The following is a 25,997-nucleotide window of genomic DNA, read 5'->3' as shown; positions in this document are numbered from 1 at the left end:
CTCTGCTTTTTTAAAAAAGGAGAATATAACCATGGAAGGTATTGAACTAATTTGTTTCCAGATCATTTCTGCAGTAGGTATGGCAAGAGGAAGCTACATTGAAGCAATTGATCTGGCAGAACAGGGTAAATTCGACGAAGCTGAAGCAAAAATTAAAGAAGGCGATGAATTCTTCACCGGTGGACACAGTGCACATGCACAGCTGATTCAAAAAGAAGCAAACGGTGAAAACACAGAAGTTGTATTACTGCTGGTTCATGCAGAGGATCAATTGATGTCTGCTGAATCATTTAAGATTCTGGCAGAAAAATTTATCGCATTAAATAAAAAAATTGAAAACAAATAAGGAAACTTATCAACATAAATGATGAAGAAAGAGGTAATACGTATGGAAAAGTGGGCATCTTGGCAGGTCTTTATGATCGGTATCGGATTATTATTTATTATGTTTTCACAACAAATGGCAAATCCATTTCCAATGATCATTGGAGGATTGTCGATTGTTTTGTTAGGTGTCATCATTCTGAAAAAGTCTGCCCAAAAGGAAAGGAGGAAGAATGGGAAATGGTAGAATTTCCAAAATCATTCTTCTTCGGAAGCGCAACCAGCGCTACACAATGCGAAGGTGCTCATACATCGTATGATAAAGGAGCAGATATCTGGGATCTTTGGTATGAACAAGAACCATTTAAATTTCATGATGAAATTGGTCCAGGCACAACTTCCACTTTTTATGAACACTATCAAAGTGATATCCAGCTTTTAAAAGCAACCGGACACAATTCTTTTCGGACATCTATCAGCTGGTCGCGCTTGTTCCCAAAAGGATATGGTGAAATCAATGAAGATGCTGTTCGCTTTTATAAAGATGTATTTCAAGAATTAAAGGCGAATGGTATTGAACCTTTTGTGAATTTATATCACTTTGATATGCCAGCAGCTTTGCAGGAAATCGGCGGTTGGGAAAATCGACAGGTAGTTGCATATTATCAAGTATATGCAAAAACTTGTTTTACCTTATTCCATGAAGAGGTAAAACATTGGTTTACCTTTAATGAACCTATTGTCCATGTGGAATGTGGTTATTTAAGTTGTTATCACTATCCATGTAAGGTAGATCCCAAAGCGGCAGTTCAAGTAGCATACCACACAGCACTTGCCAGTGCCCTAGCCATTCGGGAATATCACAAGATTGATAAGGAAGGCAAGATCGGTATCGTGTTAAATTTGACTCCGGCATATCCTCGAAGTGATCATCCGGCAGATGTAAAAGCGGCTACAATCGCCGAATTGTTTGCGAATAAGAGTTTTCTGGATCCTTCTGTTAAGGGTGAATATGATCCCATGTTAGTTGAAATTATTCGTAAACATGACTTAATGCCAACATATACACAAGAAGATTTGCAAGTGATTAAAGAAAATCGTGTTGACTTCTTAGGGGTTAATTATTATCAGCCGGTGCGGGTTTGTGCAAAAGCCAATATGCCTAATCCGGATGCTCCTTTTACACCAGAATATTACTTTGATCATTATGAAATGCCGGGAAGAAAGATGAATCCTTATCGTGGATGGGAAATTTATCCAAAGGGGATCTATGATATTGCGATGAATATTCGTGATAACTATGGCAACATTGAATGGATGATTACGGAAAATGGTATGGGTGTGGAAAATGAAGAACGCTTCCGTAAAGATGGAAGAATTAAAGATGACTATCGTATAGCATTCTTTAAAGACCATTTAACATGGCTGGCAAAAGGCATAAAAGAAGGCAGTCATTGTATCGGTTACCATGTCTGGACCTTTATTGATTGTTGGAGCTGGCTGAATGCCTATAAGAATCGTTATGGTTTGGTAGAACTAAACCTTGCAACACAAGAAAGAATCATTAAAAAAAGTGGTCGCTGGTTTAAAGAACTGGCAGAACACCATGGCTTTGAATAGATTTGTAATACAAGAGAGATTTATGTATAATACCTTTATAAATAAGCGTTTTTAAGGAGTGAGCAAGATGATACAGGTACAGGAATTGTTATATATTGATGCAGCTGATTTCTTCAAGCACATCGCTGAATCTGTTGCGTACGATATTTCTGAAGCAACTGGGAAAAAGGTACGTGTCAAACAGCTTCATAAAGGGTTTTCTTATAAGAAAACGATGAAGAATAAAGTAGGACGCAAAGGGGAAGTGGATATCAATATCACAGAATGGGATCCACCGCATATTTACAAAGCCGAGTTTTCCTCTTATGGAGGGGTGAACACGTTAAGCTATGAGATTGAAGATTTAGCAGACGGTCGTATCGGAGTAACCTATAGCGAAGATTTTAAAGGAAGAAACAGAAGCAGTGACTGGAACTTCAAGCTTATGAACTTGTTTTATAAAGGTAGAGCAAAAAAACGTGCAACACGACTGTTAAGAGCCGTTGAAAAATATGCACAAGAAGAAAAAGCAAAAGAAAATAAAATAGAAGATAACCAAGAAGCATAGGCTGTCAACTCAAAGGAGGCTAATCATGGCTAGATTAGGAATCTGTCTGTATCCGGAGCATTCCACTTTGGAAAAGGACAAAGAGTATATCACACTGGCGGCAAAATATGGTTTCAAAAGGATCTTTACATGTTTATTAAGTGTGGAAAAAAGCAGGGAAGAAATCGTCAAAGAATTTCGCGAACTGATGGACCATGCACACACTTATGGCATGGAAGTTATCTTGGATGTCGCGCCTTTCGTCTTTGAACGTTTAGGCGTATCCTATGATGATCTTTCTTTCTTTAAAGAAATGCATGCAGATGGCATTCGTCTGGATGAGGGATTCGATTCTTTGAAGGAAGCACAAATGACCTATAATCCAGAACATTTGAAAATTGAAATCAATGCCAGTTTAGGTACAAAATATTTAGATAACATCATGAGTCATTATCCCAATTTGGATACGATCATCACCTGTCATAACTTTTATCCACAGCGTTACAGTGGATTGAGTTATGCACACTTTGCAAAATGCAGTAGCGATATTAAGGCGCAAAATATTAAGGTGGCTGCTTTTATTTCTTCACAACAGCCCAATACCTTTGGACCTTGGCCGGTCAATGAAGGCTTATGTACCTTAGAAATGCATCGTGATTTACCGGTTGATGTTGCCGCAAGACATTTATTTGCGACACGTTTGGTAGATGATGTTATCATTGCCAATTGCTTCGCCAGTGAAGAAGAATTGGCTATATTATCCAAGATTGATCCGGGTAAATTAACCTTTAAGATTGATTTTGAGGCGGATTTACTTCCTACAGAAGAGAAAATCTTATATGAACATCCACACTTTGTCAGAGGTGATATGAGTGAATACATGGCACGAAGTACCATGCCTCGGGTAACCTTTGCGAAAGAAAGTGTGCCACCAAAGAATACAAGAGATTTGAAACGTGGCGATGTTGTCATTATCAATGATAAGTATGCACGTTACAAAGGGGAATTGCACATTGTCTTGAAAGATATGCCAAATGATGGAAGGAAAAATGTTATTGGACATATTCCAGCCAACGAAACCATGTTATTGGATTATATTAAACCATGGCTGACTTTTGGCTTTATGAAATAAGATAAAAGCTTCATCGGAAAGGGAGGTGAATGACTTGGCTACCCCACGTTACCTCGAAATTAAGCAACAGCTATTAGATGAGATCAATGGGAAACCAGTGAATTCACCGATAGCATCTGAGCGCGAACTGGCAATTCGGTTTGACGCCAGTCGTATGACCGTCCGCAATGCTGTAAATGAGCTTGTGGAAGAAGGTGTGTTATATCGCGACAAGAATAAGGGTACATTTGTCGCTGACCGTAAACTGATTAAGAAAAATCTAACTTCAGAATTATTACAGGAACATGATGCCATGGATTTCAGCGTTATTTATTTTTCTGTAAAAAAGGCCGAAGAAATGGCGCCTTACCTAGAAATAAAAGAAACGGATTATATGTTGAGAGTAGTACGCGTCAATAAGATTAATCATCGTCCATTGAGTGTAGAAGAGGTATATTTCATCCGAAGTTTGGTGAGCGACGATGAAATTAACCATTTAAAAGAGCTGCTGAATCTGAACAGTTATATTGAACAGGGGACGGTAACCCAACGATTTCATCCAATGATCGTGCCTGCACAATATGCCAATCAGTTAAAAATAAAGATTACAACACCAATCATTATGGCAGAAAGTACGATTCGCAGTAAAAATGGTAAACCTCTGGTTTACATAAAAACGTTTTATAACCCTTTCGAAAAAACAATCGAAATTACTTCATAATACCTGTTCTGCAGGTATTTTTTCTATAAAAAAGATTAAAAATCTGATCATCTGCATAAACACAGGGACTTTAAGCAATATGAATGAAAAGGCAAAAGAGATTTACCACTAATTTACTAGATTGAAAGAACCTTGATACGTCAAAGAAAATAGCATTTCATACAAGATATGAGATGTCTTTTCGTTGCTGTAACACAGCATAACTTGTCCTTTTTCTGCTTGATTATCTATCATTTTTTAGAGCATGCATTGTCAAGAGCTTGTTGCGTAAGCAATGCTTGCACTCTTGAAAAAACATGGGATAAAAAAATATATATAACATATAGCAGAAAACGGATGACGGTCTATATTGCAAATGTTATAATATTGTCAATTACCTTATTTATACGGGAGAAGAATATTATGGATTTTGCTATATTTAGATTGTTTATACGGGTTTCATTATTTGTTATAGCTTTAATTGCTTGTATTATCTATCTTATCAAAAAGAGAAAGCTTGTTTATGCGATATTTTTTGATAAAGAAGCGATAAAAAAAGAATATACTGGAAAAAACGATATAATATTTCTTCGATTGGCGAATGCCGTCTTTATGATAATTGCCATTCTTTTAATCTTATATTTGAAAGATTTTGTTTTAGATATGCCTTATATCATAAACAAACAGTATAGCTATGCAGAAGGATATGTGACTGAACAAGCTCATGGTGGTGCGGATGTATCTTCTGAAAGAAGAAGTATTTTTCTATATGATGAAGTTACAAATGATGAAATCGAATTTACAGTATTTTCTGGGTATGTTGATAAACATACTTATTTAAAAATACAGTATCTTCCACATACGAAATATGGTGCTATTTTAGAAGATAAATAACATACAATTTTTTCTTTTTTGGTAATGTGATGCTATTAGTTGAACAGACGGAGTGAGCCTGCGGCGAGCGAAGATTAAGCCCCCGTTATCTAAAAAAGGGGGCAGAAAAAACAAAAGACAATGGACATTCACAAACGGAAAAAGCTGTATTTACAAGGTAAAACTGCATTTTATAAGGTGTGATATAAAAAGTATCTATTTCACACGGCAAATATATATAAACTTATTGAGGAGGATTATGTAAATGAATATTGCAATGATTTTAATAGGTGGTCTTATTTTTCTTTCTTTTCCAGTTATTGTTTTGCAAAAAATCAAAAAAATGAAACAAGAAAATACAGACGAGGCAAAGAAAAAATTAAATTTATTTCTTATTTGTATGATGCCCGTTCCAGTAATAGCTATTGTACTTATTTTACTTGGTCTTAAAGCATTTATATAGTAAACATCAAAGCTTTATAAGTGAAATGAGGGATTCTATGGATAAAAAGGAACTTATAAAACTTTATTTACAAAATGTGGATAAAATGTTCGGATATGCCAACATGGACGCATATATTGATGAGCGATTAAAGAAATATATGAAATACTTGTCAAAGTGAAGAACCACTATTGTTGTTGAATGATTTTGAAAAAATTGATTTACCGATTATGTATTTAACAGCAGGTAAAAAAAGACTTTTGGATATTGAAAATTATAGGCAAGAAGTGGTAAAGAAAATACAAGCACTTCATTACGATCAGAGTAGTTGGTCTTAGGATAGACTGCTTTTTCTATACATCTTTTTATTGACAGGCAATTATCAAGATACGGTAGTTGCCTTTTTTGATTGGAGGAATTTTAGAATGAATGATAAAAACTTTATTGAAGAATTAAGGCAAAAACGTGCCACCCAAATAAATAAACGGTTTTATTACTTGTGGTGTTAACTGTCTAAGTAGAAAATGATACTACATCTGATAACATATGGATGTCAAAAGAGTAGGACTCACACGAAACGGTGAACTTGCTTTTTTCTATTCCTTTCGACAAATGATATGAGAACGGTTCCATTCTTTATGAATTCATACAAATGATGTGAATTGTCATGGAAATATAGCACGGACACTATAAAAATATGCAGAATTTTAGTATAATGAAAGATATTGCGCAGGAGGTAATCATATGGAACAAGAGCTGTTTGAGAAATATACGAAAACATATGGAAAACGCTTTACAAGAAAGCAAAAACATAAATTTGCAAAAGCTTTGCATGAAGACATGACGCAAGCCGGTTATGAAAAGACGATGATAAAAGGCAGCAAGCTCATCGTTATGAAAGCTGAGGATTATTTTTATGGCAATCGCAAGCGTATGAAGACGGTCATCGTTGTGCCATATGATACACCGGAACGTAAATTCTGGCATAAGGTCTTTTACTTTCCTCTTGATGGAACGAAAACCATGAATAAAACCTTAATTGCTACTTATGTACCGATTATCTTATTATATGTATTTATTTTAGCGGGGCTGTATATTGGTGGAAATTTTCTAAGTGCGCCCACAATGGCAAATTTAATGTCCTTTCTGATGTTTGTACTGGTAATCTTTTTGATCTATCTGATGGTACATGGCATCGGTAACCGCCATAATGTGAATCGTAATTCCAGTGCAGTGGCGGCTGCGGTGGCATTAGCTAAAAGTTTGGATAAAGATGAACGTCAACGTATTGCGTTTCTGTTTACGGATAAAAATAAAGGGAGCTTTTTAGGAGCGAGATGTGCTGATGAGGACTTTGTCAAGGATGGTAAGAATCCAAATGTGATTTGCTTAGACTGTATCGGTAAAGGGGATACAACAATGATTGGTTATAATCCTAGCAATCGTAAGCTGGCAATGGAAATTGCTAAGTGTTATCCAGAAAAAGGGAAACAAATAGAAACTATTAAGCTAGATGAATCTATGCGTGTACAAACTGCAATGTCTTATTTCCGTAAAGCCGTTGTGATTGCCAGTGGTACTCTTGATGAAGATCATCGTCTGTATGTGATGGGAACAGGGACCGGTAAAGATCGGGATGCTGATGCCACACAGATAACAAAAATTATCAACATGTTGCAGGCTTATATCAAAAGCCAAAAATAAGTAGAGAAGGAGGGAATGTATGTTAAGAAAAATCTTATCCCTTTTACATAACAAAATATTTATTGTCGCTGTCTTGATTCTGATACAGTTGGGAGTATTCTTTGGTATCGTTTTTCAGCTGAGCGAATACTTTGTCTGGATTTATTTTCTCTTAATTGCATTAAGCTTTATCATCAGTGTGTATGTCATTAACCGCAATGATAATCCTACCTATAAGATGACATGGGTCTTGTTGATTATGGCATTACCGGTGTTTGGTGGATTGATTTATTTATTGTTTGGCGGTCAGAAGGTGCCCAAAGAATTGCGTATTCGTGATAATCAGGCATTTAGTGAATATAAGGAAATCATATGGCAAAATGCTGAAATCATGGAAGAATTGCAAAATAGTGATACAGCAGCATTTAAACAAGCGAATTATTTATGGAAAAATGCCGGCTTTCCTATTTATAAACATACAGAAACAACCTTCTTTCCGATTGGCGAAGATAAATTTACTGTAATGGTAGAAGAATTGAAAAAAGCGGAGAAGTTCATTTTTTTAGAATACTTCATTATCGCTCCGGGTGTCATGTGGGATACGATTTTGGATATTCTGATTGAAAAGGTGAAACAAGGAGTAGAAGTACGTGTATTATATGATGATGCCGGGTGTATTACGACCTTAGCACCTGATTATTATAAGGTGTTACAAGGCTTGGGGATGAAAGCAAAAGTATTCAATCCCATTAAACCAAGACTAGCCATTCAGATGAATAATCGCGATCATCGCAAAATCTTAGTTATTGACGGTAAGGTTGGGATGACCGGTGGTATTAATCTGGCCGATGAGTATATCAATGCGAAAGAACGTTTTGGGCATTGGAAAGATTGCAGTGTCATGTTAAAAGGTGAGGCAGTCTGGAATCTGACATTAATGTTTTTGCAATTCTGGAATTATGATGAAAAGATCAAAGATAATGTATTTGATTTTAAACCGGATTTCAATGAGTTTATAGATATTGAAAATGATGGCTATGTGCAGCCATACAGTGATTCTCCGACAGACAATGAGAATGTAGGGGAATATACACATATCAATATGATCAATGGTGCCAATCGTTATGTTTATGCGACAACGCCTTATTTAGTGATTGACAATGAGATGAAAACAGCACTGACCTTAGCAGCCAAGAATGGTGTAGATGTACGTATTTTAGTACCTCACATTCCGGATAAATGGTATGTATTTGCGGTAACCAGAGCCAATTATCAGCCATTAATAGAAGCTGGTGTTAAAATCTATGAATATACGCCTGGTTTTGTCCATGGAAAGACTTTTGTCGTTGATGATGATATGGCCGTTGTGGGAACTGTTAATATGGATTATCGTTCTTATTATTTACATTATGAATGTGGTGTCTGGTTCTATCGCAGCAAGGTTGTTATGGATGTAAAACAGGATTATTTACATAGTTTGGCAAAATCACATGAAGTTACCTTGGAAGAATGCAAGAATGTGAAACTGCCAGTGCGTATCATGCGTTCCATCTTGAATTTATTTTCACCAATGATGTAACATCAGATGAGGCAAGTAGTCTCATCTTCTTTGTGCGACAGGCAGTCGCTATATTTCAACCATGTACAGGCATGGTTGAAATTCTTTCTTATTAGGGATTGTATTTACGATACGGAGTATAAACGAAATAAATGAATCCTAAAAAGATAGGTGTTACGTAGGTGAAAGTCCTACTCTGTTGAGTTCCAATGCAAGACAGAAAGTCTAAACTAATGCGGTTTCGTGAGAAATTGTATGAAGGAGTTATGGGTAACCGAGAGGCCCACAGACGGATTGGCAGGCCGAAATGTAAAGTGAACTATATAGGCGGCGGGAATACTTGGCGACCATGCGAAAAAATGGGAAGTCTATGTACTAATCTTCTTCAATGAATTGGATGAGAAGATAGGAGTATTAACGTGATGATAGTTGGCATGTCAGTAAGGATATAGCGATAACCCTGTGAGGACTCCATACTCGCAAAGGGTCTTATGATATAAGCGTAATGCGAAATTCATAAGACGTATGGAGTAGTCAGACAAGCTTGTAGTAGCGGAGTAGGTCAAGAAACCAAAGCTTGACTGAATGTGAAGAGGCTTGACCTTATGCGACTTAACTAAATTTCACACAATGGCAATGGTCACGATACTGAGGTATAGACGAACCAGATGTGTGGGGAAGGAGGAAAAGAGTTTTATGAACGAACCACTAAAATTTAAGTGGCATTCTTTATATGGTCAAATGCTGAGAGACAGGAAACTGAGGGAGGCATGGAAACAGGTAAAGACTAATAAAGGAAGCGGAGGGATAGATGGGGAGACCATTGCGGAATTCGATAAAAAGTCGGAAGAAAGAATCCTTGAAATCCTAGAAAAACTTAAAACAAAAACGTATACACCAGCACCTGTAAGAAGAGTGTATATACCTAAGAAGAGTGGAGGTAAAAGACCACTTGGAATACCTGTGATAGAAGATAGAATCATACAACAGACCCTAGTGAATATACTAAGTCCAAAGTTTGAGAATGGAATCTTTCATAAATGTTCCTGTGGATACAGACCCAATTATGGTATGGAGAAAGTAATGCAGTTGATACTGTGGAATATAGAAAAAGGAAGAAATTATATCTATGACTGTGATATAAAAGGATTCTTTGATAATATCCCACATAAACAGTTAATGCGCGTATTGAATAAATATATCGCAGATGGTACAGTGCTGAACCTCATATGGAAATGGCTGAAGGCAGGATATATGGAAGAAGGAAAATATCTTGAAACAAATAGTGGCACACCACAGGGAGGAGTAATCTCTCCATTACTGGCAAACATCTATTTGAATGAACTGGACTGGGAACTGGCGAAAGCAGGAATCTACTTTGTAAGATATGCCGATGATTTTCTACTGTTTGCGGAAAGTGAAGAGAAAATCATAGAGGCAGGAGAACTGGCGCAAAAAGTAATCCAAGAATTAGGCTTGGAAATAGCCATGAACAAGACAAAGATAGTAGATTTTCATGATGACGATTTTACTTTCGTAGGATTTGATTTTCAACATTGGAGAAATAGAAAGAAAGATGGGAAACCATACTTTTTAGTAACACCAACGGAAAAGTCATTGAAAGATTTTAAAATGAAAATCAAAGAAAAGACAAAGAAAACATTGACGCTAAGTAAAGAAGAATGGGTCAAAAGAGTGAATTATGTAATCGTTGGTAAAGTAAACTATTATAAGACAGTGCAGAAAGCCATAAAACTGAATGAACAGGCAGGACAGGAAAGTCACTGTTATGTGAAAGGTTGTATTGGAAATCTTCATAAATTGGATGCATATATTAGGCAAAGATTAAGAGTATGCATGATACATAAACATCCAAACATACGCAAAGGATTTGCGAAAATAGGAGTCTGGAATATCGAATTCTTCTGTAAGATAGGATTGATACCCGCGGCATGGCATTATTACAAGGATATGTATCCAAGCTATACAATAGATGTGTATGTGAACAAACAACAGGAAAAGAACAAAGTCAGAAAAGAAAAATATATCAATAAATTAAAAGAACAGGGAATCAAATACTATACACAGGAGAGAATAAAGAAAATCGTAAATTCAGGAGTGAATCTACGATATAGTGGATAACATAAATAAGCATATTGGTAAGCCGTATGCCTTAGTAGGGCACGTACGGTTTGATAAGGGGCGGTAGTTTAATGACTATCGCCTACTTTCTTCATTTGGTTAAAAAGAAGTGAGAAAACGGGATGTTGATGATGTTTCTTTTACGTGAAAATCCCTAGAATACTTTACCTTTTATCAAGATAATAGTATAATATTTAACTATGAGGTGTATAGAATATGACGATAAAAACAGGTTTGATCTGCGAAGGCGGAGGCACAAAGGCTGCATATACTTGCGGTGTTCTACAATGTTTTTTAGATAATGATATTGACTTCCCTTATACGGTAGGCATCAGTGCAGGTGCAGAGGTATTATTACCTTTTGTATCAAAACAACGTGAGCGTTTGCGGATTTCAGGTGTAGATGCCGCAAGCGATCCTAAGGCGATTGGTGTATCACCATTGTTACATGAACGTGGTGTCTTTGGTATTGATCATGTATGTAAATTTATTGAAGAGCATGCACCATTAGATTATGCGGCATTTATGAAAAACCCGACACAGTTGGATATTGGTGTGTATAATATGGATACTAACGAAGTTGAGTACTTTGGCAAAGAATACTTCGATCCGATCGAACAACGTTTGATGAAGGCATCTTGTTCTTTATTTCTATTAACGAGACCGGTGAAATTCCGCAATCATACGTATATGGATGCAGGATTGGTGGATATGATTCCAATTGAACAAAGTATTCGACAGGGCATGGATAAACACGTCTTTATTTCAACAAAAGAAGAAAATTATGTACGCAAACCAGCACCGGGGTGGCAGATACAATTAGCTCGATTGATGTATCCGGGAAATAAACAGATACGTGAATATTTGCGTATTCGTCATGAAAACTACAACCGCCAATGGGGTATTGTGAAAAAGCTGGAAGAAGAGGGAAAAGCAATCGTATTAAGACCAAGTGCCGATTATGGTGTCACGCGTTATACAAGTGATAAGGAATTATTGCAGCGTTGGTTTGACTTAGGTTATGAGGATACGGAAAAACGTTTGACCATGATACGTGAATTTATGGAATCGTAACAGATTCCTTTTTTTGTTGTAAAGTGATAAAAACAATCGACGTTTTTATTGTTAATCGGTATTGAGGATCGTTTACTAGGGCACTCTTAGGAATATTGAATATGAAAGCCTTTTTGTGGCAGCTTTTGACAATCAAAATAATTGGTGTTTATGATTCTGCCATAGCTGTCATCCTTAAGGAACGTTTTTTGATAAGGATAAAAAAGATATTACTAGTCAATCATTCTATCGTCGGAAACAAATTTGCTCTTTACAATCAATCCATAAGAAATGATAAGAGGCAGATCTTGTGAAAAAGCAGGCATTCATCCTCCTGTGTTCTCTTTTATATTTCCGGCTTGTCACACAATGATTAGCTTTTTATAAGAAACTAAGAAAAGCTTGGATAGTTTCAACATCCTGTAGTATACTGAAACAAATGGAGGTATGTTATGAAACAGGTAACGTTTATGATGTTAAAACCAGATGCTTTTGCAAATCATCAGGAAGATGAGGTCGTGGCAATGTTGACTGCCCATGGATTGTGTATTGAGAAAAGCTGTCGTTTAGAAGTGACGATGGAAGTTATGAAAGTTCTTTTAGATCATTATCATGGTGTCATTGATGCCATGGATAAAGAATTTAATTTTCCCGGGAAATTATTTGCGTCTTTTTATTACAATGGTCCAAGATACATTCAGCCAATGCGTGTCAGTTATGATGGTGAAGAAGATATTATCACATTGACTAGACAACTGGTTGGAAAGACAAATCCGGCAGAGGCAGGACCAGAAACGATACGCGGACGCTTTAGTGAAGATAATTATGAGAAAGCAAGTCGTGAAAAGCGATTGGTGAATAATGTGATTCATGCATCTGATGCTAAAGAAAGTGCCGAACGGGAATTACAAATTTGGCAAAATTATTTATAAGAAAATACGAAATGCTGATAAAGCTCTTGTGGATGAAAAAGCTATTGTTAAAACGAAGGTTCGTAATGGAAAGATGAGGAATTCATCTTTTCTTTTACGCTTCTTCATCTTTTAAACAAGCTATAGATTTTCTAATAGATATTACCAGAAATTACCAATTGCATATGATGCGTTCGCTTAATTTTTATTAGGAAATAAGAATTCTCTTTTTTTACATTGACAACGCTGAAAACCAATGCTAGAATGAAATTGTTAATTCAGACTGTTACTCTTTCGAGGCATCACTGAAAATTTTTCAGGGTGTTTTGGAAGAGTTTTTTGTTTGTTGAGGTGAAGGATATGTTGAAAATATTTAAGAGAACAAAAGAAGACGATGTGTATTCTCCGGTCGCAGGAACATGTATAAAAATTGAAGATGTAAAGGACCAAATGTTTGCCAATAAACTGTTGGGTGATGGAATTGCCATTCTTCCATCGAAGGAAACCATCTATGCGCCAATCGATGGCCAATTGATAATGTTGGCGAATACGAAACATGCCTTTGGTATTAAAAATAAACGGGGGTTAGAAATACTGGTGCATGTAGGCTTAGACAGTGTGAAACTAAAGGGGAAAGGTTTTACCGTATATAAAGAGCTACATGAACATGTTCGTAAAGGGGAAGCTATTTTAAGCTTTGATCAAGCATTATTTGAACAAGAGCAAATAGATATGACCGTTCTGATTATTATTACGAGCAAGTCTGTGATTACTCATAAAACTTATGGGCAGGTATCATCTGCGCATAACATCATGAAGATTGCATTGTAATCATCCTATGTATGGAAAGAGGTGAAATGGTATGCGGGTCATTAAGAAATTAAATAATTGTGTTGCCTTATGCATCGATAAAGATCATAACGAATTAATTGCTGTAGGTACTGGCATCGGTTTTGGCAAGATTCCATATGAACTAAAAGACTTAAGCATCATACAAAGAACGTATTACAACGTTGATCAGAAATACTTGCAACTGTTGCAATGTATTGACTATGACGTTATCGATGTGGCTACGAAAATCGTGGATTATGCGAAACGACGTATCCCATACGAATTAAGTTCAAATGTTATCTTTTCATTAGCCGATCATATTCAATTTGCCTTACAAAGGCATCAACAAGGATATATGATGAATTTCATGCTTACGGATGATTTGAAACAATTGTATAAAAAGGAATGTGCTATCGGTACCTATGCATTAACCATCATCCGGAAACAATTAAAGACTACTTTACCTGATGATTAAAAGTATGCCATTGCGTTACATTTTATTAATTATGAAACCACCAATACAAAAGGGCAGAAAGCTGACCATAAAATACTTAACGACATTACGCAAATCATCGAAAGTGAATTTCATATCGAAATTGATAAAGATGGTTTCAACTATGCACGTTTTATCACACATATCCGTTATTTAATGAAACGCATCGCGGAAAAAGAAACATTGAAAACGGAAAATTCCATTCTATATGAAGAAATGGTTGCTAATTTTCCTAAAACGAATGCTTGTGTCCAAAAGCTTTGTACATATTTAGAAAAGAAGATGAATTGTCAATTAGAAAGTGAAGAAATTTTATATTTGATGCTGCATGTAAATCGTTTATGCATGCGTGAGGGGAAAAGCGGATAACCGCCTGGGGAAAGTCTTTTGGTATTAAAACAATGTATCGGCCGTACCATTGTTTAATACATATAGAGGAGGAGCAAAATGTCTAAAAATAAATTTCAGAAATTATCTGAGAATATCGTAAATTACATAGGTTCAAAGGACAATGTTACGTATTTTGTACATTGTGTTACGAGATTGCGTTTTAATTTAAAAGATAAGAGTTTATCAAAGCCGGAAGAGATTGAAAAGCTTCCTGGGGTATTAGGATGTCAATGGCAGGGGGATGAGTTACAAATCATCATTGGGCAAGATGTAGATGATGCTTATCGTTTGATATGTAAAGAGCATGGTTTTGTAATGGAAGATGCCATTGATGAAGATTTGGATGTATCAGTGAAAAAGGAAAAGAAAAAGTTAACGATGAAAGGAGCATTTTCTGCAATTGCGGATATTATTTCCGGTTCGCTGATACCTTTTATCCCGGTTTTGATCGGTGCCGGTATGATCAAGGTGCTATGTCTGTTACTATCGACCTTTGGTATACTTGATCCCGCTAGTTCTACATACAACATGTTATCCATTGTAGGAGATGCCGGTTTCTATTTCTTACCTGTTTTTATCGGTAAAGGTGCGGCAAAGAAATTCAATACGGATGAAGGTTTAGGAATGCTGATGGGTTTGATGCTGGTAGCACCATCATTTATAGCATTAGTTGATGAAGGAGCTTCTATCACGTTGTTTGGCTTACCTGTTTATGCAGGTACTTACAGCTATATGGTTTTCCCAGTCATTTTATGTGTTATGATCATGGCACCAGTAGAGCGTTTCTTTAAGAAGATATCGCCAAGCTTTTTAAGAGTGATTATGGAACCATTCGCTACTTTACTTGTGATGATTCCACTAGCCTTCTGTGTGCTGGCGCCTTTAGGTGCAATCTTAGGTACGTATATTACGGCATTTCTGATGTGGCTGTATGAGACAACGGGTTTTATCGGCATGGCAGTGCTAGGTGCACTATATCCATTCCTTGTTATTACCGGTATGCATAATGCGACAACACCGTACTGGTTGGAGTCTTTTACAAAATTTGGCTATGAACCCATCGTATCCCCAATAGACTGTCTGAATAATATTAATCAAGGATTAGCAGCAGCGGCAGTTGCTTGTAAAACAAAGAATAAAGAATTAAAATCAACAGGGTTATCATGTGGATTTACAGCAATTATTGCCGGCATTAGTGAACCATCCATGTTTGGTGTAAATTTAAAATATAAAACACCATTGATTTGTGTTTGTATCGGTAACTTCTTTGGCGCCGGATTATGTGGCTTGTTGCAAGTATATTGTTACAATGTTTATGGAACCGGGGGAATGTTTGCCATCCCTTGCTACATAGGACCGACCGCGACGAATATTATCTTTTATATTCTTGCGATGTTGTTAGGAGGAGCCATCACTTTTATCGCGACGTATATAACGTTTAAAGATTGTGCATAGAAAGGAGATAACTATGAGTCTACGAAATGATTTCTTTTGGGGTGGTTCTACTTCAGCGGATCAATGTGAAGGAGCATGGCAAGAAGGGGGAAAAGGGATAAATGCAGTTGATGTCATGACGGCAGGTGATGTTAATACCCCAAGAGCGATCACCCTGGATATTGATCCAAAGAAAAATTATCCTTCGCATAAAGCGATAGATCATTATCATCGCTATCAAGAAGATATTGCTTTATTTAAGGAGATGGGTTTTCGCATGTATCGCTTTTCCATTGATTGGTCCAGAATATATCCGAATGGTTATGATACAAAACCCAATGAGGAAGGGTTACAGCATTATGATGAAGTTATAGCATATTGCAGGAAGTGTGGGATAGAGCCGATGGTGACATTATGCCATTTTGAGACACCGATAGGAATGTTTAAAAAGTTTGGTTCTTGGCTTCATCGCGATGCCATTGATTGTTTTGTTCGCTATTGTGAAACAGTGTTCAAACGTTATAATGGAAAAGTTAAATATTGGCTGCCTATTAATGAAATCAATACGATGACCGATTGTCCATGGTGGGCAGGTGCTATAAGCGAAGATGCCAGCTATAAAGAGCGTATGATTGCCGCCTATCATCAATTGATAGCACATGCAAAGGTGGTAACCTTGGCTCATGAAATCAATAAGGAGAATCAAGTAGGCAGTATGTATGGAGGAATCTTTTCATACCCTGCTACATGCCATCCGGATGATATTATGGCAAATGAAACATTTATGAAGAACTATATGTTTTACGTAGATGTGCAAAATCGTGGATATTATCCATCTTATAAACGCAAAGAACTGGCAAGAAAGGGAATTGTTTTACCAGTACAAAAGGAAGATGATGACATTCTAAGAAAGGGAGTTGTAGATTTTATTTCCTATAGTTACTACAATACGGTAGTTGTTGGAAAAGATACGAAAGATTTTGATTTGATATCCTTTACGACAGGCTATACAAATCCCTATTTAGAAAAGACAAAATGGGGATGGGAAATTGATCCGGTTGGTCTTCGCTATTCTTTAAATTATATGTATGATCGTTATCAAAAACCTATCTTTATCGTTGAAAATGGAATCGCAGATTATGATATATTGGAAGATGGCAGCGTACAGGATACGTATCGAAAATATTATTTAAAAAATCATATAACGGAATTGAAGAAAGCGGTTGATTATGATGGAGTAGATGTCAGAGGATATTTATGGTGGGGGCCGCTAGACATCGTAAGCTCAGGAACCGGTGAAATGAAAAAGCGGTATGGTTTCATTTATGTTGATGTAGACGATCAAGGGAATGGCAGTGGAACGCGTTATAAGAAGTGTTCGTTTGCTTATTATAAGAAAGTCATACAATCAAATGGAGAAGATCTGGAAATCACAGAGTAAAAAAGCAGAAAAGCAGAGTATAGGAAATGCACTTATAATTTATGTATCCCCCGTATGGGGTACACTTTATGATGATGTCATCAAGACTCTGCTTTTCATTCCTTGTGAAATGACTTAACATTTATTTGGAATTTGTGGATAAATTTACAATTGAATCTGTACATAGAAAAAAAATAATGCTATAATATCTGCGCACGATTTCATGTGCCGGCTTAGCTCAGTTGGTAGAGCAACGCACTCGTAACGCGTAGGTCGTAGGTTCAAGTCCTATAGCCGGCACCATATTTGTAATGAAGGCCACGATAAAAGTGGCGTTTTTTATGAAAGCAGAAAAGTATACACTGGTTCCTTACCTCCCAGTATAATAATAGGCAATTCATAACATAAAAATAAAAGCACATGTTTTTTTGTGTTTTATCTATTTTTACTTATGGCCTTGCTTATTATGTGAGGTCATTTTTTATTGGAGGATATGCAAATGAAAAGAAAAGTGATTATTGACTGTGATCCGGGGATTGACGATAGTTTAGCGTTGATGCTGGCATTATCATCTTTAGAGATTAAAGTGTTAGGCATTACCATTGTTTGTGGAAATGCTCCATTACAACTTGGCTTTGCGAATGCTAAGAAAGTATTGCGCCATATGAATCGCCTGGATGTTCCTATTTATCTGGGAGCAGATAAACCTTTACAAAAACCTTTCTGTGATGCTTTAGATACTCATGGCAGTGATGGCTTAGGTGAAAGTTATTTAGAAGAAGTAGCGGGCTATGAGCAAAACATAGATGCTGTTAGCTTTTTATGTGAAACATTAACAAAGGAAGCTTGTTCCATTATCGCGTTGGGGCCTTTGACAAATCTGGCGCATCTCATACAGCAGAATGCCGCAGCGTTTGCCAACATCGAACAACTTGTTTCCATGGGAGGCAGTTATAAAGCACATGGTAATTGTTCACCCGTTGCGGAATACAATTACTGGGAAGATCCTGAGGCAGCTGCGATTGTCTATCATGAAATGGAACGCCTACAAAAACAAATCCATATGGTTGGCTTAGATGTGACACGAAAGATCGTATTAACACCGAATTTGCTTTCTTATATCGAACGTCTTGATGCAAAACAAGGAAGTTTCATTCGCAAAATAACAAAATTTTATTATGACTTTCACTGGAAACAAGAACATTTGATTGGCTGTGTGATCAATGATCCACTCGCAGTGGCATATTTTCTAAATCCTGCTATTTGCAGCGGCTTCAGCTCAAATGTACAAGTTGCGTGTGATGGGCTATCCCGTGGACAAACAATTGTGGATGCTTATGACTTTTATCAGCGAAAAGCCAATGCACATATTCTCACACAAGTCGATGTGCATGCATTTTTCCGCTTATTTATCAGCCGTATCTTAGCAATCCCAACCGATGCCTTAGATATTTTGGATACCGTATGTTAAGGAAGGAAAGGGAAGACATGAAAACAAAATTTACCATTTATCATATTAGTATGATAGCACTGGCTGTGGTGCTCAATTTGATTGGTGGACAAATCGCACTTATGCTGAAACTGCCGATTTATTTAGATAGTATGGGTACTATGTTTATTGCGGCAGTCTATGGCCCTTTCTATGGGATGCTGCCAAGTTTGTTAAGTGGCTTAATTTTAGGAATAACCGTTGATATGTATTCCTTATACTATGCTCCTGTCGGTATCTTTCTGGGATTGCTTGCCGGCTTTGTTTGGCGTAAAAAGCAAGATAAGCGATGGTGGTTTTTCCTTGGTGCTTTGATGATCAGTGTGCCAACGTCCTTCTTAAGTGCATTGATTACAGCGTATCTATTTGGTGGTATTACCTCGAGTGGCTCTACCTTTTTTGTGCAGCTTTTAGCGAAAACACCTTTAGGATTGACAATGAGCTGCTTTGTGGTGCAAGTGATCACCGATTATATTGATCGTATGATTACGCTGCTATTTGTCGCTGCCTTATTAAAAAAGCTGCCAACAAGCCTACTGCATAATCTAAAACGACATGCAGAACGTTAATTGGACAGCGAACATAAGTAAAATGGTATTAGGTTTTATAGATAAGCAAGAGCTTTAAGAAGCTGCTAGTATAAAAGGAATTAGAAACAAATGAATCACGCTTCATATGAGCTATGCGCATTCGGTAATTTTCCGAATGGCATGGACAGGACAAAGCTCATAACAGAGCCCACAGTGAAGGCAATGGGATTGTACGATATGGTAAGGCTTGCCTTGTTTGATGCACTGTTGTGGACAGCTGCTCAGACATTTATTACAACCAATGCAATTTGTTTGTATCTGATAGCCATCCTGAAGCAGTTGTACATCATCCTCCATGCGTAAGCATTCGCGATTGATGGGTTCCTTACCTAAATCAAACCATTCCAACACACCCTTTGCTACTTTAAAGGCTTCTAGAATATAACGAGAATCTTTCGGATACACTTGCTTCATCTGTGGGTTCTCCATAAAGATTTTATCGATCCACATGACTTGCTTTGTTAAATGTTCGACTTCTCCCTGCAGGCGTATCATTTGCCAGGAGGCATTCATTCCGGTAATGGCAATGACTGGCTTCATCATTAACTCCTGATAAAAGGCTTTTCCTCTTGCTGTACAAAAGTAAATGGCATTTTCATCCGCCAGCATTACATCAATTATGCGATTCTTTGGATTTCCTTGGGCATCTACACTGGCCATGGCTACACTGCGGATGTTGCGCAATTCTTGTAAGAGATCTTGTTTTTTCATATGCATCCTTCTTTCTTGACAACTTAACTATAACCCAAGCATAACGGAAAAGAAAGTTTGCTGTTTGGAAAATACCATTAAGAAAGAAGAGGCTGTACATAGAGAATCTTTTCATCTTGTTGCTTATTATCTTTTATCATTCTTTATTAAAGACTTGTTGGCTTTTGACTTGTCTTTATTATCCAGAGGCAATGTTAAGTTCTTCTCATTGCATAAGCTTGATTGACATAGTGATCAGCATATAAAAGGTTGCTAGCTCATAACCATTAAAAGAGGCACTGGCCTCTTTTTTTGTTGGAATGCTTATATCACTTGCATAATCCATTGGCTTGAAGTTGTGTATATAGCATTTCCTCTTCTTCCTTTGGCATATGACATTTCCCCATGGTGACACTTGGTTTTGTCTTGCCATGGAAATCACTGCCACAAGTAATCAATAAATTGTGTTGTAATGCGGCTTGTTTATAATAAGCAATTTGCTCTGGTGTATGATAACTGCTGTACACCTCAATGCCATTGAATGGCAGTTTCAGCAAAGCTTCTAATAAAGCCGCATCTTCTTTCACATTATTACCGGGATGGGCTAACACTGCCAGAGCATGTTGTGAATGATAGAGGGCAATAGCTTTTTCCATACTCATATAATGAATAGGCACATAAGCTACTTTTCCTTGCGCACAATAATCCCAATAGAAATTCACATAAGGGTTATCACTGCGTGCACCACCAAAATAATAAGGTTTCATATGGGGATTGTCTTTATTACGCGCATCCTCCATGGCGATTTCACAAATGGTTTCGGCCACATAAATGCCGTGAAAGCTGCGTCGTTTTAATTCTTCTTCATCAATATAAATATGCAAATGTTCTCTTAATAAAGCCAATCGCTGAGCGCTTGCCTGTTGCTCCTGGGTTATAATATCTTTTTCAATTTCGGCATATTCTTTTGCCTCGGGATTTATGCCATAGCCTAATAAATGAAAGTCGTGGCCTTGAAATGTACAATCCAGTTCGATTGCCGGTATCAATTGTACTCCTTTGGTATCTGTAACATCGTGATAAGCTCTGGTCGAATTATGATCAGCGATTGCCATAACGCGCAAACCGTTATGGTTGGCTTGCTCACATAATTCTTTAACGCTAAATTCGCCATCAATGCTGTATTGGGAATGCATGTGTAAATCAATGGTATTCATAAAGTAGCTCCTTTCAAGTTTCGATAATATAAGGGATAGGCAGTCGTGCTTTTTCTTCTTTGCTTAGCTGTGTTGTGATAAAAACATCAAACTGAGAGAACTTGGCATATTGATAATGGGCATATCGCTCAAATTTAGAGGCATCGGATACCAAGATGGCTTTATGTGATCGTTCTAAGATCGCCTTGTTCATCATCAACTCATCTTCACGCATATTGGCAGGACCATCCAAATCTTTACAGCCATCCATGCCAAAGATACACACATCAAAGAAAAGTGATTGGATCAAAGGCATGCTAAAATCGCCCGATAAACGCTTACCTTCAGGTACATACGTGCCACCTGTCATAATAATCTTATGACCACTATCCTGCATGGAAGATACTAAGTCTAAAGAATTTGTCACAAAGGTCAGCTGCTTCTTCTGTTTCAAAAACATACCGAGATAAGCGGCTGTGCTGCAAGCGTCAATATAGATGATATCATCATCATGAAGAAAGGCCGGCACTTGTCTGGCAATGCGTCGTTTTTCCTGAATATATTCTTGTGAGCGAATATCGTAGGGAATATCGATATTGCTGGAACGTTCTCGGGCTCCGCCATGGGTACGGTATAAGACACCTTTTTCTTCTAAAAAAGCCAAATCTTTGCGAATGGTTTCACACGATACCAGCAATTCTTTTGCCAGCGCTTGTACATGAACGATATGCCGTGTAGCTACGATCTGTTCAATTTGCTTGCGACGCAGGGTTGTTGTTTTTGACATGTCATCCCTCCTTACTTTGATTTTATCAAAACAAAAGAAAATTACAAGAAAGAATGGAAAACAGAAGAATTTATGTTTGCATTTCAGCAGATATATGTTTTGTATCGTGGAAAACAAAAGGAAATACGATGGGTATCTAATGGTTTTATTCCTTTGCCTGCATGCTTGTTCCTTATTTCCAATGATTGCCAGTTAGATAAAGGATCGACGGTATTGACACGATAAGTTATCCATGGTAAACTTCTATCGAAATTTCTGTTAGATTAGACTAACTTATGGAGGACTTATGATTGATAAAAGGTTATTAAAAGAGATGCCACAAGCAAAAGTCATGGTATGGAAACAGGTATTCATGCAATGGCTGGGCATGTTGAGCAATATCGGAATGGTTTTTCTTTTCGCAAATATCTTTGTGGAAATGTTTCAGGATACCTTGACGTTACGCAATCTGATGCTATGTGCCATCGGTGTCATATTGATGATTATCGTTCGCATGCTTACCAGTATGCAGGCAAGCCGATATTCCTATAGGGCAAGCTGTGATGTTAAAAATCATCTTCGTCAACGCATATATGAGAAGTTGCTGGAGCTAAAGAACAGTTATACGCAACATATTGCGACAAGTGAACTGGTACAGCTCAGCGTGGAAGGTGTTGATCAGCTAGAGACGTATTTTGGACGATATCTGCCACAGTTTTTCTATAGCATGTTAGCACCGTTGACTTTATTTTTGATTCTTGTCTGGCTAGATTGGCGAAGCTCTTTGGTGTTGTTGGTATGTGTACCACTAATTCCACTCTCTATCATCGCCGTACAAAAGTTTGCGAAAAAGCTGTTATCAAAATATTGGACGAGCTATGCCAGTCTTGGAGATAGCTTCTTAGAAAATCTGCAAGGTTTAACTACCTTAAAAATCTATCAGGCCGATGGATATAAGCATGAAGAAATGAATAAAGAAGCAGAAACGTTTCGCCGTATTACGATGAAGGTGTTGACGATGCAGTTAAACAGTGTAAGTGTGATGGATCTGATAGCTTATGGTGGGGCAGCAATTGGCAGTATCGTAGCCATGATTGCATATCGAAATGGTTCTATTTCATTATTTGCTGTCATCAGTATCGTGTTGTTATCAAGTGAATTTTTCATTCCCTTACGTCTGTTGGGCTCATTTTTCCATATTGCGATGAATGGGATTGCCGCAAGTGCGAAAATCTTTCGTTTGTTGGATATACCACTTCAGGAAGAAGCCAAATGCACATTATCCGATGAACCCATTGTCATGCAACTATCGCATGTTACCTTTGCTTATGATCAACAGCGTGTTGTCTTACAGGATGTCAGCTTAAACGTTTTGGCAAACAGCTTTGTATCCATCGTAGGCGAAAGTGGCTCTGGTAAGAGCACGATTGCTAAGTTATGTTGTGGATTTGCATCGGATTATCAAGGGAGTATCACTGTACAGGGGATAGAGCGTTCTTCTTTAGCTGATGCATCCTTTTATAAAAAGGTGATGTATGTGACCCATAAGCCAACCATCATAAAAGGAAGTGTTCGTGAAAACTTACGAATGGGTAATCCTTTAGCAAGTGATGAGGCGTTATGGAAAGTTTTGCAAGATGTCTGTATCGCGGATTTCTTACAGGAACAAGATGGTCTTGATACGATGTTAGAGGAAGGCGGACAGAATTTGTCTGGAGGGCAGCGGCAGCGTCTGGCAATGGCCAGAGCATTATTGGCGGATCGAGAAGTCTATATTTTCGATGAGGCAACTAGTAACATCGACATGGAAAGTGAAGATGCTATTTTACAGTTGATTCATCGTTTAAAGAAAGAAAAAACGGTATTATTAATTACCCATCGTTTAAGTAGTGTTGTAGATAGTGATTGTATTTATGTCATGGAAAAAGGAAGCTGTGTAGAACAGGGGACACATGAAGAATTAAGGAAACAAAACGGTGTATATGAACGTATGTTTAAACAACAACAGACACTGGAACAGTTTTATAAGGAGCAAACAGTATGAAACAAGAAAGTAATTTTAAACTGATGCTGCGCATGAGCAGCTTAGTAAAACCATTAACAGGTTATATGATATTAGCCATTACATTAGGGGTCACTGGCTTTCTTTGTGCCATCTTCATTCCCTATTTTGCCTCTTTATTGATTGCACATATCGCTATACAGGCACCGGATTTTCCCATCTCTGTATTCTTTATCATAATGGGAGTATGTGCTATCTTGCGAGGTATTTTGCATTATGGAGAACAAGCATGCAATCATTATATTGCTTTTAAATTGTTAGCTATTTTAAGAGATCGCGTATTTTCCACTTTACGTCGCTTATGTCCGGCAAAGTTAGAAGGGAAAGATAGTGGCAATCTGATTTTTTTGATCACCAGTGATATTGAGGCCTTGGAGGTTTTTTATGCCCATACGATTTCTCCTATCTTCATTGCCATCCTTACTTGTTTGATCTTATTAGGTATGTTTCTCAACCTGCATCCTGTTTTTGCCCTTATTGCCTTCTTTGCCTATTGCAGTATTGGCATCTTATTGCCATTGTATATTACCAAAAAAGGGAAAGCGGATGGAAAAGCATCACGTAAGGAATTTGGCGATTTAAGTGATTATACATTGGAGTCTTTGCGAGGAATGCAGGACATCTTGCAGTATGAAGCAGGCAAGGAACACTTAGCGGGTATGCAAAAGCGCAGTACGATTGTAAATGAACGGCAAAAGAAATTGAAGCACTATGAAGGTGTGAGTATGGCGCTGGCCAATATGGCTATCATGGGTTTCTCTTGTATAATGGTGCTTTGTGCAGGTTGGCTCTATCTATTGAATGAAATCAGTTTTACCAGTGCGCTGATGGGAAGTGTTTTACTGCTTTCTAGCTTTGGACCAGTGATGGCACTCAGCAATTTATCAAATAATCTATTGATTACAATGGCCAGTGCAAGACGCGTATTGCATCTGTTGGATGAACAGGAGCAGGTAGAAGAAATCAATGGTAAGCAGAAGGTAACTTTTGGTGACATGTGTTTGCAGAAGGTATCCTTTGCTTATGCTGATGAGATGATCTTACAGGACTTTCATGCGGTGTTTGAAAAGGGAAAGATTACAGGTATCTTAGGAAAAAGTGGTTCTGGTAAATCCACTTTATTAAAACTCTTAATGCGATTTTGGTCTGTTACACAAGGTCAGATTCATGTGAATGATACAGCAATAAAGGATATCAATACAAAAGACTTACGGCAGATGCAGGGGTATGTGACCCAGGATACGGTACTGTTTCATGATTCCATCTTGAATAATATTCGCATTGCCAAACTAAACGCATCGATAGATGAAGTAGAGGCGGCATGTAAAAAGGCTAATATCCATGATTTTATTATGTCGTTGCCAAAAGATTATGCTACACCGGTTGCAGAACTTGGAGAATCGTTATCGCAGGGAGAACGTCAGCGTATTGCTTTGGCAAGAGCTTTCTTACATGATGCACCTTGTCTTTTACTGGATGAGCCAACCAGCAATCTGGATGCGCTAAATGAGGCGGCCATTTTAAGTAAGCTAGCTGAACAGAGAGATAAAACTATCGTTTTGGTATCTCATCGTCCAAGTACATTGCGCTTTGTTGATCATTTGATTCAAATGAAGCATACGCGTAGCAGCTGATGGTTCGCATGAAATTCACATTTGCCGCCATGCGTATGCATCAAGAAACATGTAAAAAA

General features: G+C 37.4%; 26 protein-coding genes and 1 tRNA gene. 24 read left to right on the top strand and 3 right to left on the bottom strand.

What is annotated here, in order from left to right; translation table 11 throughout:
- Window positions 1-31 precede the first annotated feature (31 nt).
- From KJS44_RS12060 to KJS44_RS11960, 22 genes are all read left to right on the top strand, one after another.
- The gene (locus tag KJS44_RS12060; protein ID WP_008686891.1) at window positions 32-346 is read left to right on the top strand and encodes a PTS lactose/cellobiose transporter subunit IIA; all 315 of its coding nucleotides are present in this window, start codon (window positions 32-34) and stop codon (window positions 344-346) included.
- A 42-nt stretch (window positions 347-388) separates the two neighbouring features.
- Window positions 389-571 carry a hypothetical protein gene (locus tag KJS44_RS12055; protein WP_008686893.1) on the top strand — a complete coding sequence of 61 codons (183 nt, stop codon included), beginning with the start codon at window positions 389-391 and terminating at the stop codon, window positions 569-571.
- Window positions 565-1,944, top strand: a complete 1,380-nt coding sequence (locus tag KJS44_RS12050) for a glycoside hydrolase family 1 protein (protein ID WP_008686895.1) — start codon at window positions 565-567, stop codon at window positions 1,942-1,944. The genes KJS44_RS12055 and KJS44_RS12050 overlap by 7 nt, the downstream gene beginning before the upstream one ends.
- Before the next feature lie 67 nt (window positions 1,945-2,011).
- Window positions 2,012-2,491 carry a DUF3284 domain-containing protein gene (locus KJS44_RS12045; RefSeq protein WP_008686897.1) on the top strand — a complete coding sequence of 160 codons (480 nt, stop codon included), beginning with the start codon at window positions 2,012-2,014 and terminating at the stop codon, window positions 2,489-2,491.
- A 25-nt stretch (window positions 2,492-2,516) separates the two neighbouring features.
- On the top strand, window positions 2,517-3,602 hold the full coding sequence (locus KJS44_RS12040; protein WP_008686899.1) for a DUF871 domain-containing protein: 1,086 nt from the start codon (window positions 2,517-2,519) through the stop codon (window positions 3,600-3,602).
- A 25-nt stretch (window positions 3,603-3,627) separates the two neighbouring features.
- Window positions 3,628-4,302, top strand: a complete 675-nt coding sequence (locus KJS44_RS12035; protein ID WP_008979241.1) for a GntR family transcriptional regulator — start codon at window positions 3,628-3,630, stop codon at window positions 4,300-4,302.
- 402 nt (window positions 4,303-4,704) lie between these two features.
- Window positions 4,705-5,175, top strand: coding sequence for a hypothetical protein (locus tag KJS44_RS12030; protein WP_008686903.1), 471 nt, complete (start codon window positions 4,705-4,707; stop codon window positions 5,173-5,175).
- A gap of 244 nt (window positions 5,176-5,419) precedes the next feature.
- Window positions 5,420-5,617, top strand: a complete 198-nt coding sequence (locus tag KJS44_RS12025; RefSeq protein WP_008686904.1) for a hypothetical protein — start codon at window positions 5,420-5,422, stop codon at window positions 5,615-5,617.
- 37 nt (window positions 5,618-5,654) lie between these two features.
- The gene (locus KJS44_RS14685; RefSeq protein ID WP_008686905.1) at window positions 5,655-5,777 is read left to right on the top strand and encodes a hypothetical protein; all 123 of its coding nucleotides are present in this window, start codon (window positions 5,655-5,657) and stop codon (window positions 5,775-5,777) included.
- Between the two features lie 563 nt (window positions 5,778-6,340).
- Window positions 6,341-7,300, top strand: coding sequence for a hypothetical protein (locus KJS44_RS12020; RefSeq protein ID WP_008686906.1), 960 nt, complete (start codon window positions 6,341-6,343; stop codon window positions 7,298-7,300).
- Window positions 7,301-7,319: 19 nt separating this feature from the next.
- Complete coding sequence (gene cls, locus KJS44_RS12015; RefSeq protein WP_008686907.1) at window positions 7,320-8,858, top strand: cardiolipin synthase; 1,539 nt, start codon at window positions 7,320-7,322, stop codon at window positions 8,856-8,858.
- A 675-nt stretch (window positions 8,859-9,533) separates the two neighbouring features.
- Complete coding sequence (gene ltrA, locus KJS44_RS12010) at window positions 9,534-10,979, top strand: group II intron reverse transcriptase/maturase (protein ID WP_008686908.1); 1,446 nt, start codon at window positions 9,534-9,536, stop codon at window positions 10,977-10,979.
- A 216-nt stretch (window positions 10,980-11,195) separates the two neighbouring features.
- A complete protein-coding gene (locus KJS44_RS12005) occupies window positions 11,196-12,053 on the top strand; it encodes a patatin-like phospholipase family protein (RefSeq protein WP_008686909.1) in 858 nt (285 codons plus the stop codon).
- A 431-nt stretch (window positions 12,054-12,484) separates the two neighbouring features.
- Window positions 12,485-12,964, top strand: a complete 480-nt coding sequence (locus tag KJS44_RS12000) for a nucleoside-diphosphate kinase (protein ID WP_008686910.1) — start codon at window positions 12,485-12,487, stop codon at window positions 12,962-12,964.
- Between the two features lie 339 nt (window positions 12,965-13,303).
- Window positions 13,304-13,774, top strand: a complete 471-nt coding sequence (locus KJS44_RS11995; protein WP_008686911.1) for a PTS sugar transporter subunit IIA — start codon at window positions 13,304-13,306, stop codon at window positions 13,772-13,774.
- Window positions 13,775-13,805: 31 nt separating this feature from the next.
- Window positions 13,806-14,249, top strand: coding sequence for a PRD domain-containing protein (locus tag KJS44_RS11990; protein WP_008686912.1), 444 nt, complete (start codon window positions 13,806-13,808; stop codon window positions 14,247-14,249).
- 9 nt (window positions 14,250-14,258) lie between these two features.
- Window positions 14,259-14,636, top strand: coding sequence for a PRD domain-containing protein (locus tag KJS44_RS11985; protein WP_213540265.1), 378 nt, complete (start codon window positions 14,259-14,261; stop codon window positions 14,634-14,636).
- Between the two features lie 78 nt (window positions 14,637-14,714).
- Window positions 14,715-16,112 (top strand): PTS transporter subunit EIIC, encoded by a 1,398-nt coding sequence (locus KJS44_RS11980; protein WP_008686916.1) that lies wholly within the window; start codon window positions 14,715-14,717, stop codon window positions 16,110-16,112.
- Between the two features lie 13 nt (window positions 16,113-16,125).
- On the top strand, window positions 16,126-17,532 hold the full coding sequence (locus KJS44_RS11975) for a glycoside hydrolase family 1 protein (protein WP_008686918.1): 1,407 nt from the start codon (window positions 16,126-16,128) through the stop codon (window positions 17,530-17,532).
- A gap of 206 nt (window positions 17,533-17,738) precedes the next feature.
- Window positions 17,739-17,814: transfer RNA gene (locus tag KJS44_RS11970), tRNA-Thr, on the top strand.
- A 196-nt stretch (window positions 17,815-18,010) separates the two neighbouring features.
- Window positions 18,011-18,982, top strand: a complete 972-nt coding sequence (locus tag KJS44_RS11965) for a nucleoside hydrolase (RefSeq protein ID WP_008686919.1) — start codon at window positions 18,011-18,013, stop codon at window positions 18,980-18,982.
- A 17-nt stretch (window positions 18,983-18,999) separates the two neighbouring features.
- Window positions 19,000-19,569 (top strand): ECF transporter S component, encoded by a 570-nt coding sequence (locus KJS44_RS11960; RefSeq protein WP_008686920.1) that lies wholly within the window; start codon window positions 19,000-19,002, stop codon window positions 19,567-19,569.
- Window positions 19,570-19,680: 111 nt separating this feature from the next.
- On the opposite strand, the gene KJS44_RS11955 is transcribed toward KJS44_RS11960, so the two are convergent.
- The 3 genes from KJS44_RS11955 to KJS44_RS11945 all read right to left on the bottom strand — a co-directional run bounded on the left by KJS44_RS11955 (window position 19,681) and on the right by KJS44_RS11945 (window position 22,263).
- Window positions 19,681-20,301, bottom strand: a complete 621-nt coding sequence (locus KJS44_RS11955) for a 4Fe-4S binding protein (RefSeq protein WP_008686922.1) — start codon at window positions 20,299-20,301, stop codon at window positions 19,681-19,683.
- 308 nt (window positions 20,302-20,609) lie between these two features.
- Entirely contained in the window at window positions 20,610-21,497 is an 888-nt protein-coding gene (locus tag KJS44_RS11950; protein ID WP_008686924.1) for a PHP domain-containing protein, read from the bottom strand.
- Window positions 21,498-21,510: 13 nt separating this feature from the next.
- The gene (locus KJS44_RS11945; protein ID WP_008686926.1) at window positions 21,511-22,263 is read right to left on the bottom strand and encodes a DeoR/GlpR family DNA-binding transcription regulator; all 753 of its coding nucleotides are present in this window, start codon (window positions 22,261-22,263) and stop codon (window positions 21,511-21,513) included.
- A 286-nt stretch (window positions 22,264-22,549) separates the two neighbouring features.
- Here KJS44_RS11945 and KJS44_RS11940 point away from each other — a divergent pair, with 286 nt between their 5' ends.
- Window positions 22,550-24,286: an ABC transporter ATP-binding protein/permease gene (locus KJS44_RS11940; RefSeq protein ID WP_008686927.1), complete on the top strand. Its 1,737-nt coding sequence runs from the start codon at window positions 22,550-22,552 to the stop codon at window positions 24,284-24,286.
- Complete coding sequence (locus KJS44_RS11935) at window positions 24,283-25,938, top strand: amino acid ABC transporter ATP-binding/permease protein (protein ID WP_008686928.1); 1,656 nt, start codon at window positions 24,283-24,285, stop codon at window positions 25,936-25,938. Before KJS44_RS11940 ends, KJS44_RS11935 begins: the two co-directional genes overlap by 4 nt.
- Window positions 25,939-25,997 lie beyond the last annotated feature (59 nt).

Origin of the sequence: Longicatena caecimuris (assembly GCF_018406465.1) — a bacterium.
Lineage (GTDB): Bacteria > Bacillota_I > Bacilli_A > Erysipelotrichales > Erysipelotrichaceae > Longicatena > Longicatena caecimuris.
This window is presented reverse-complemented; position numbering and strand designations above follow the sequence as displayed.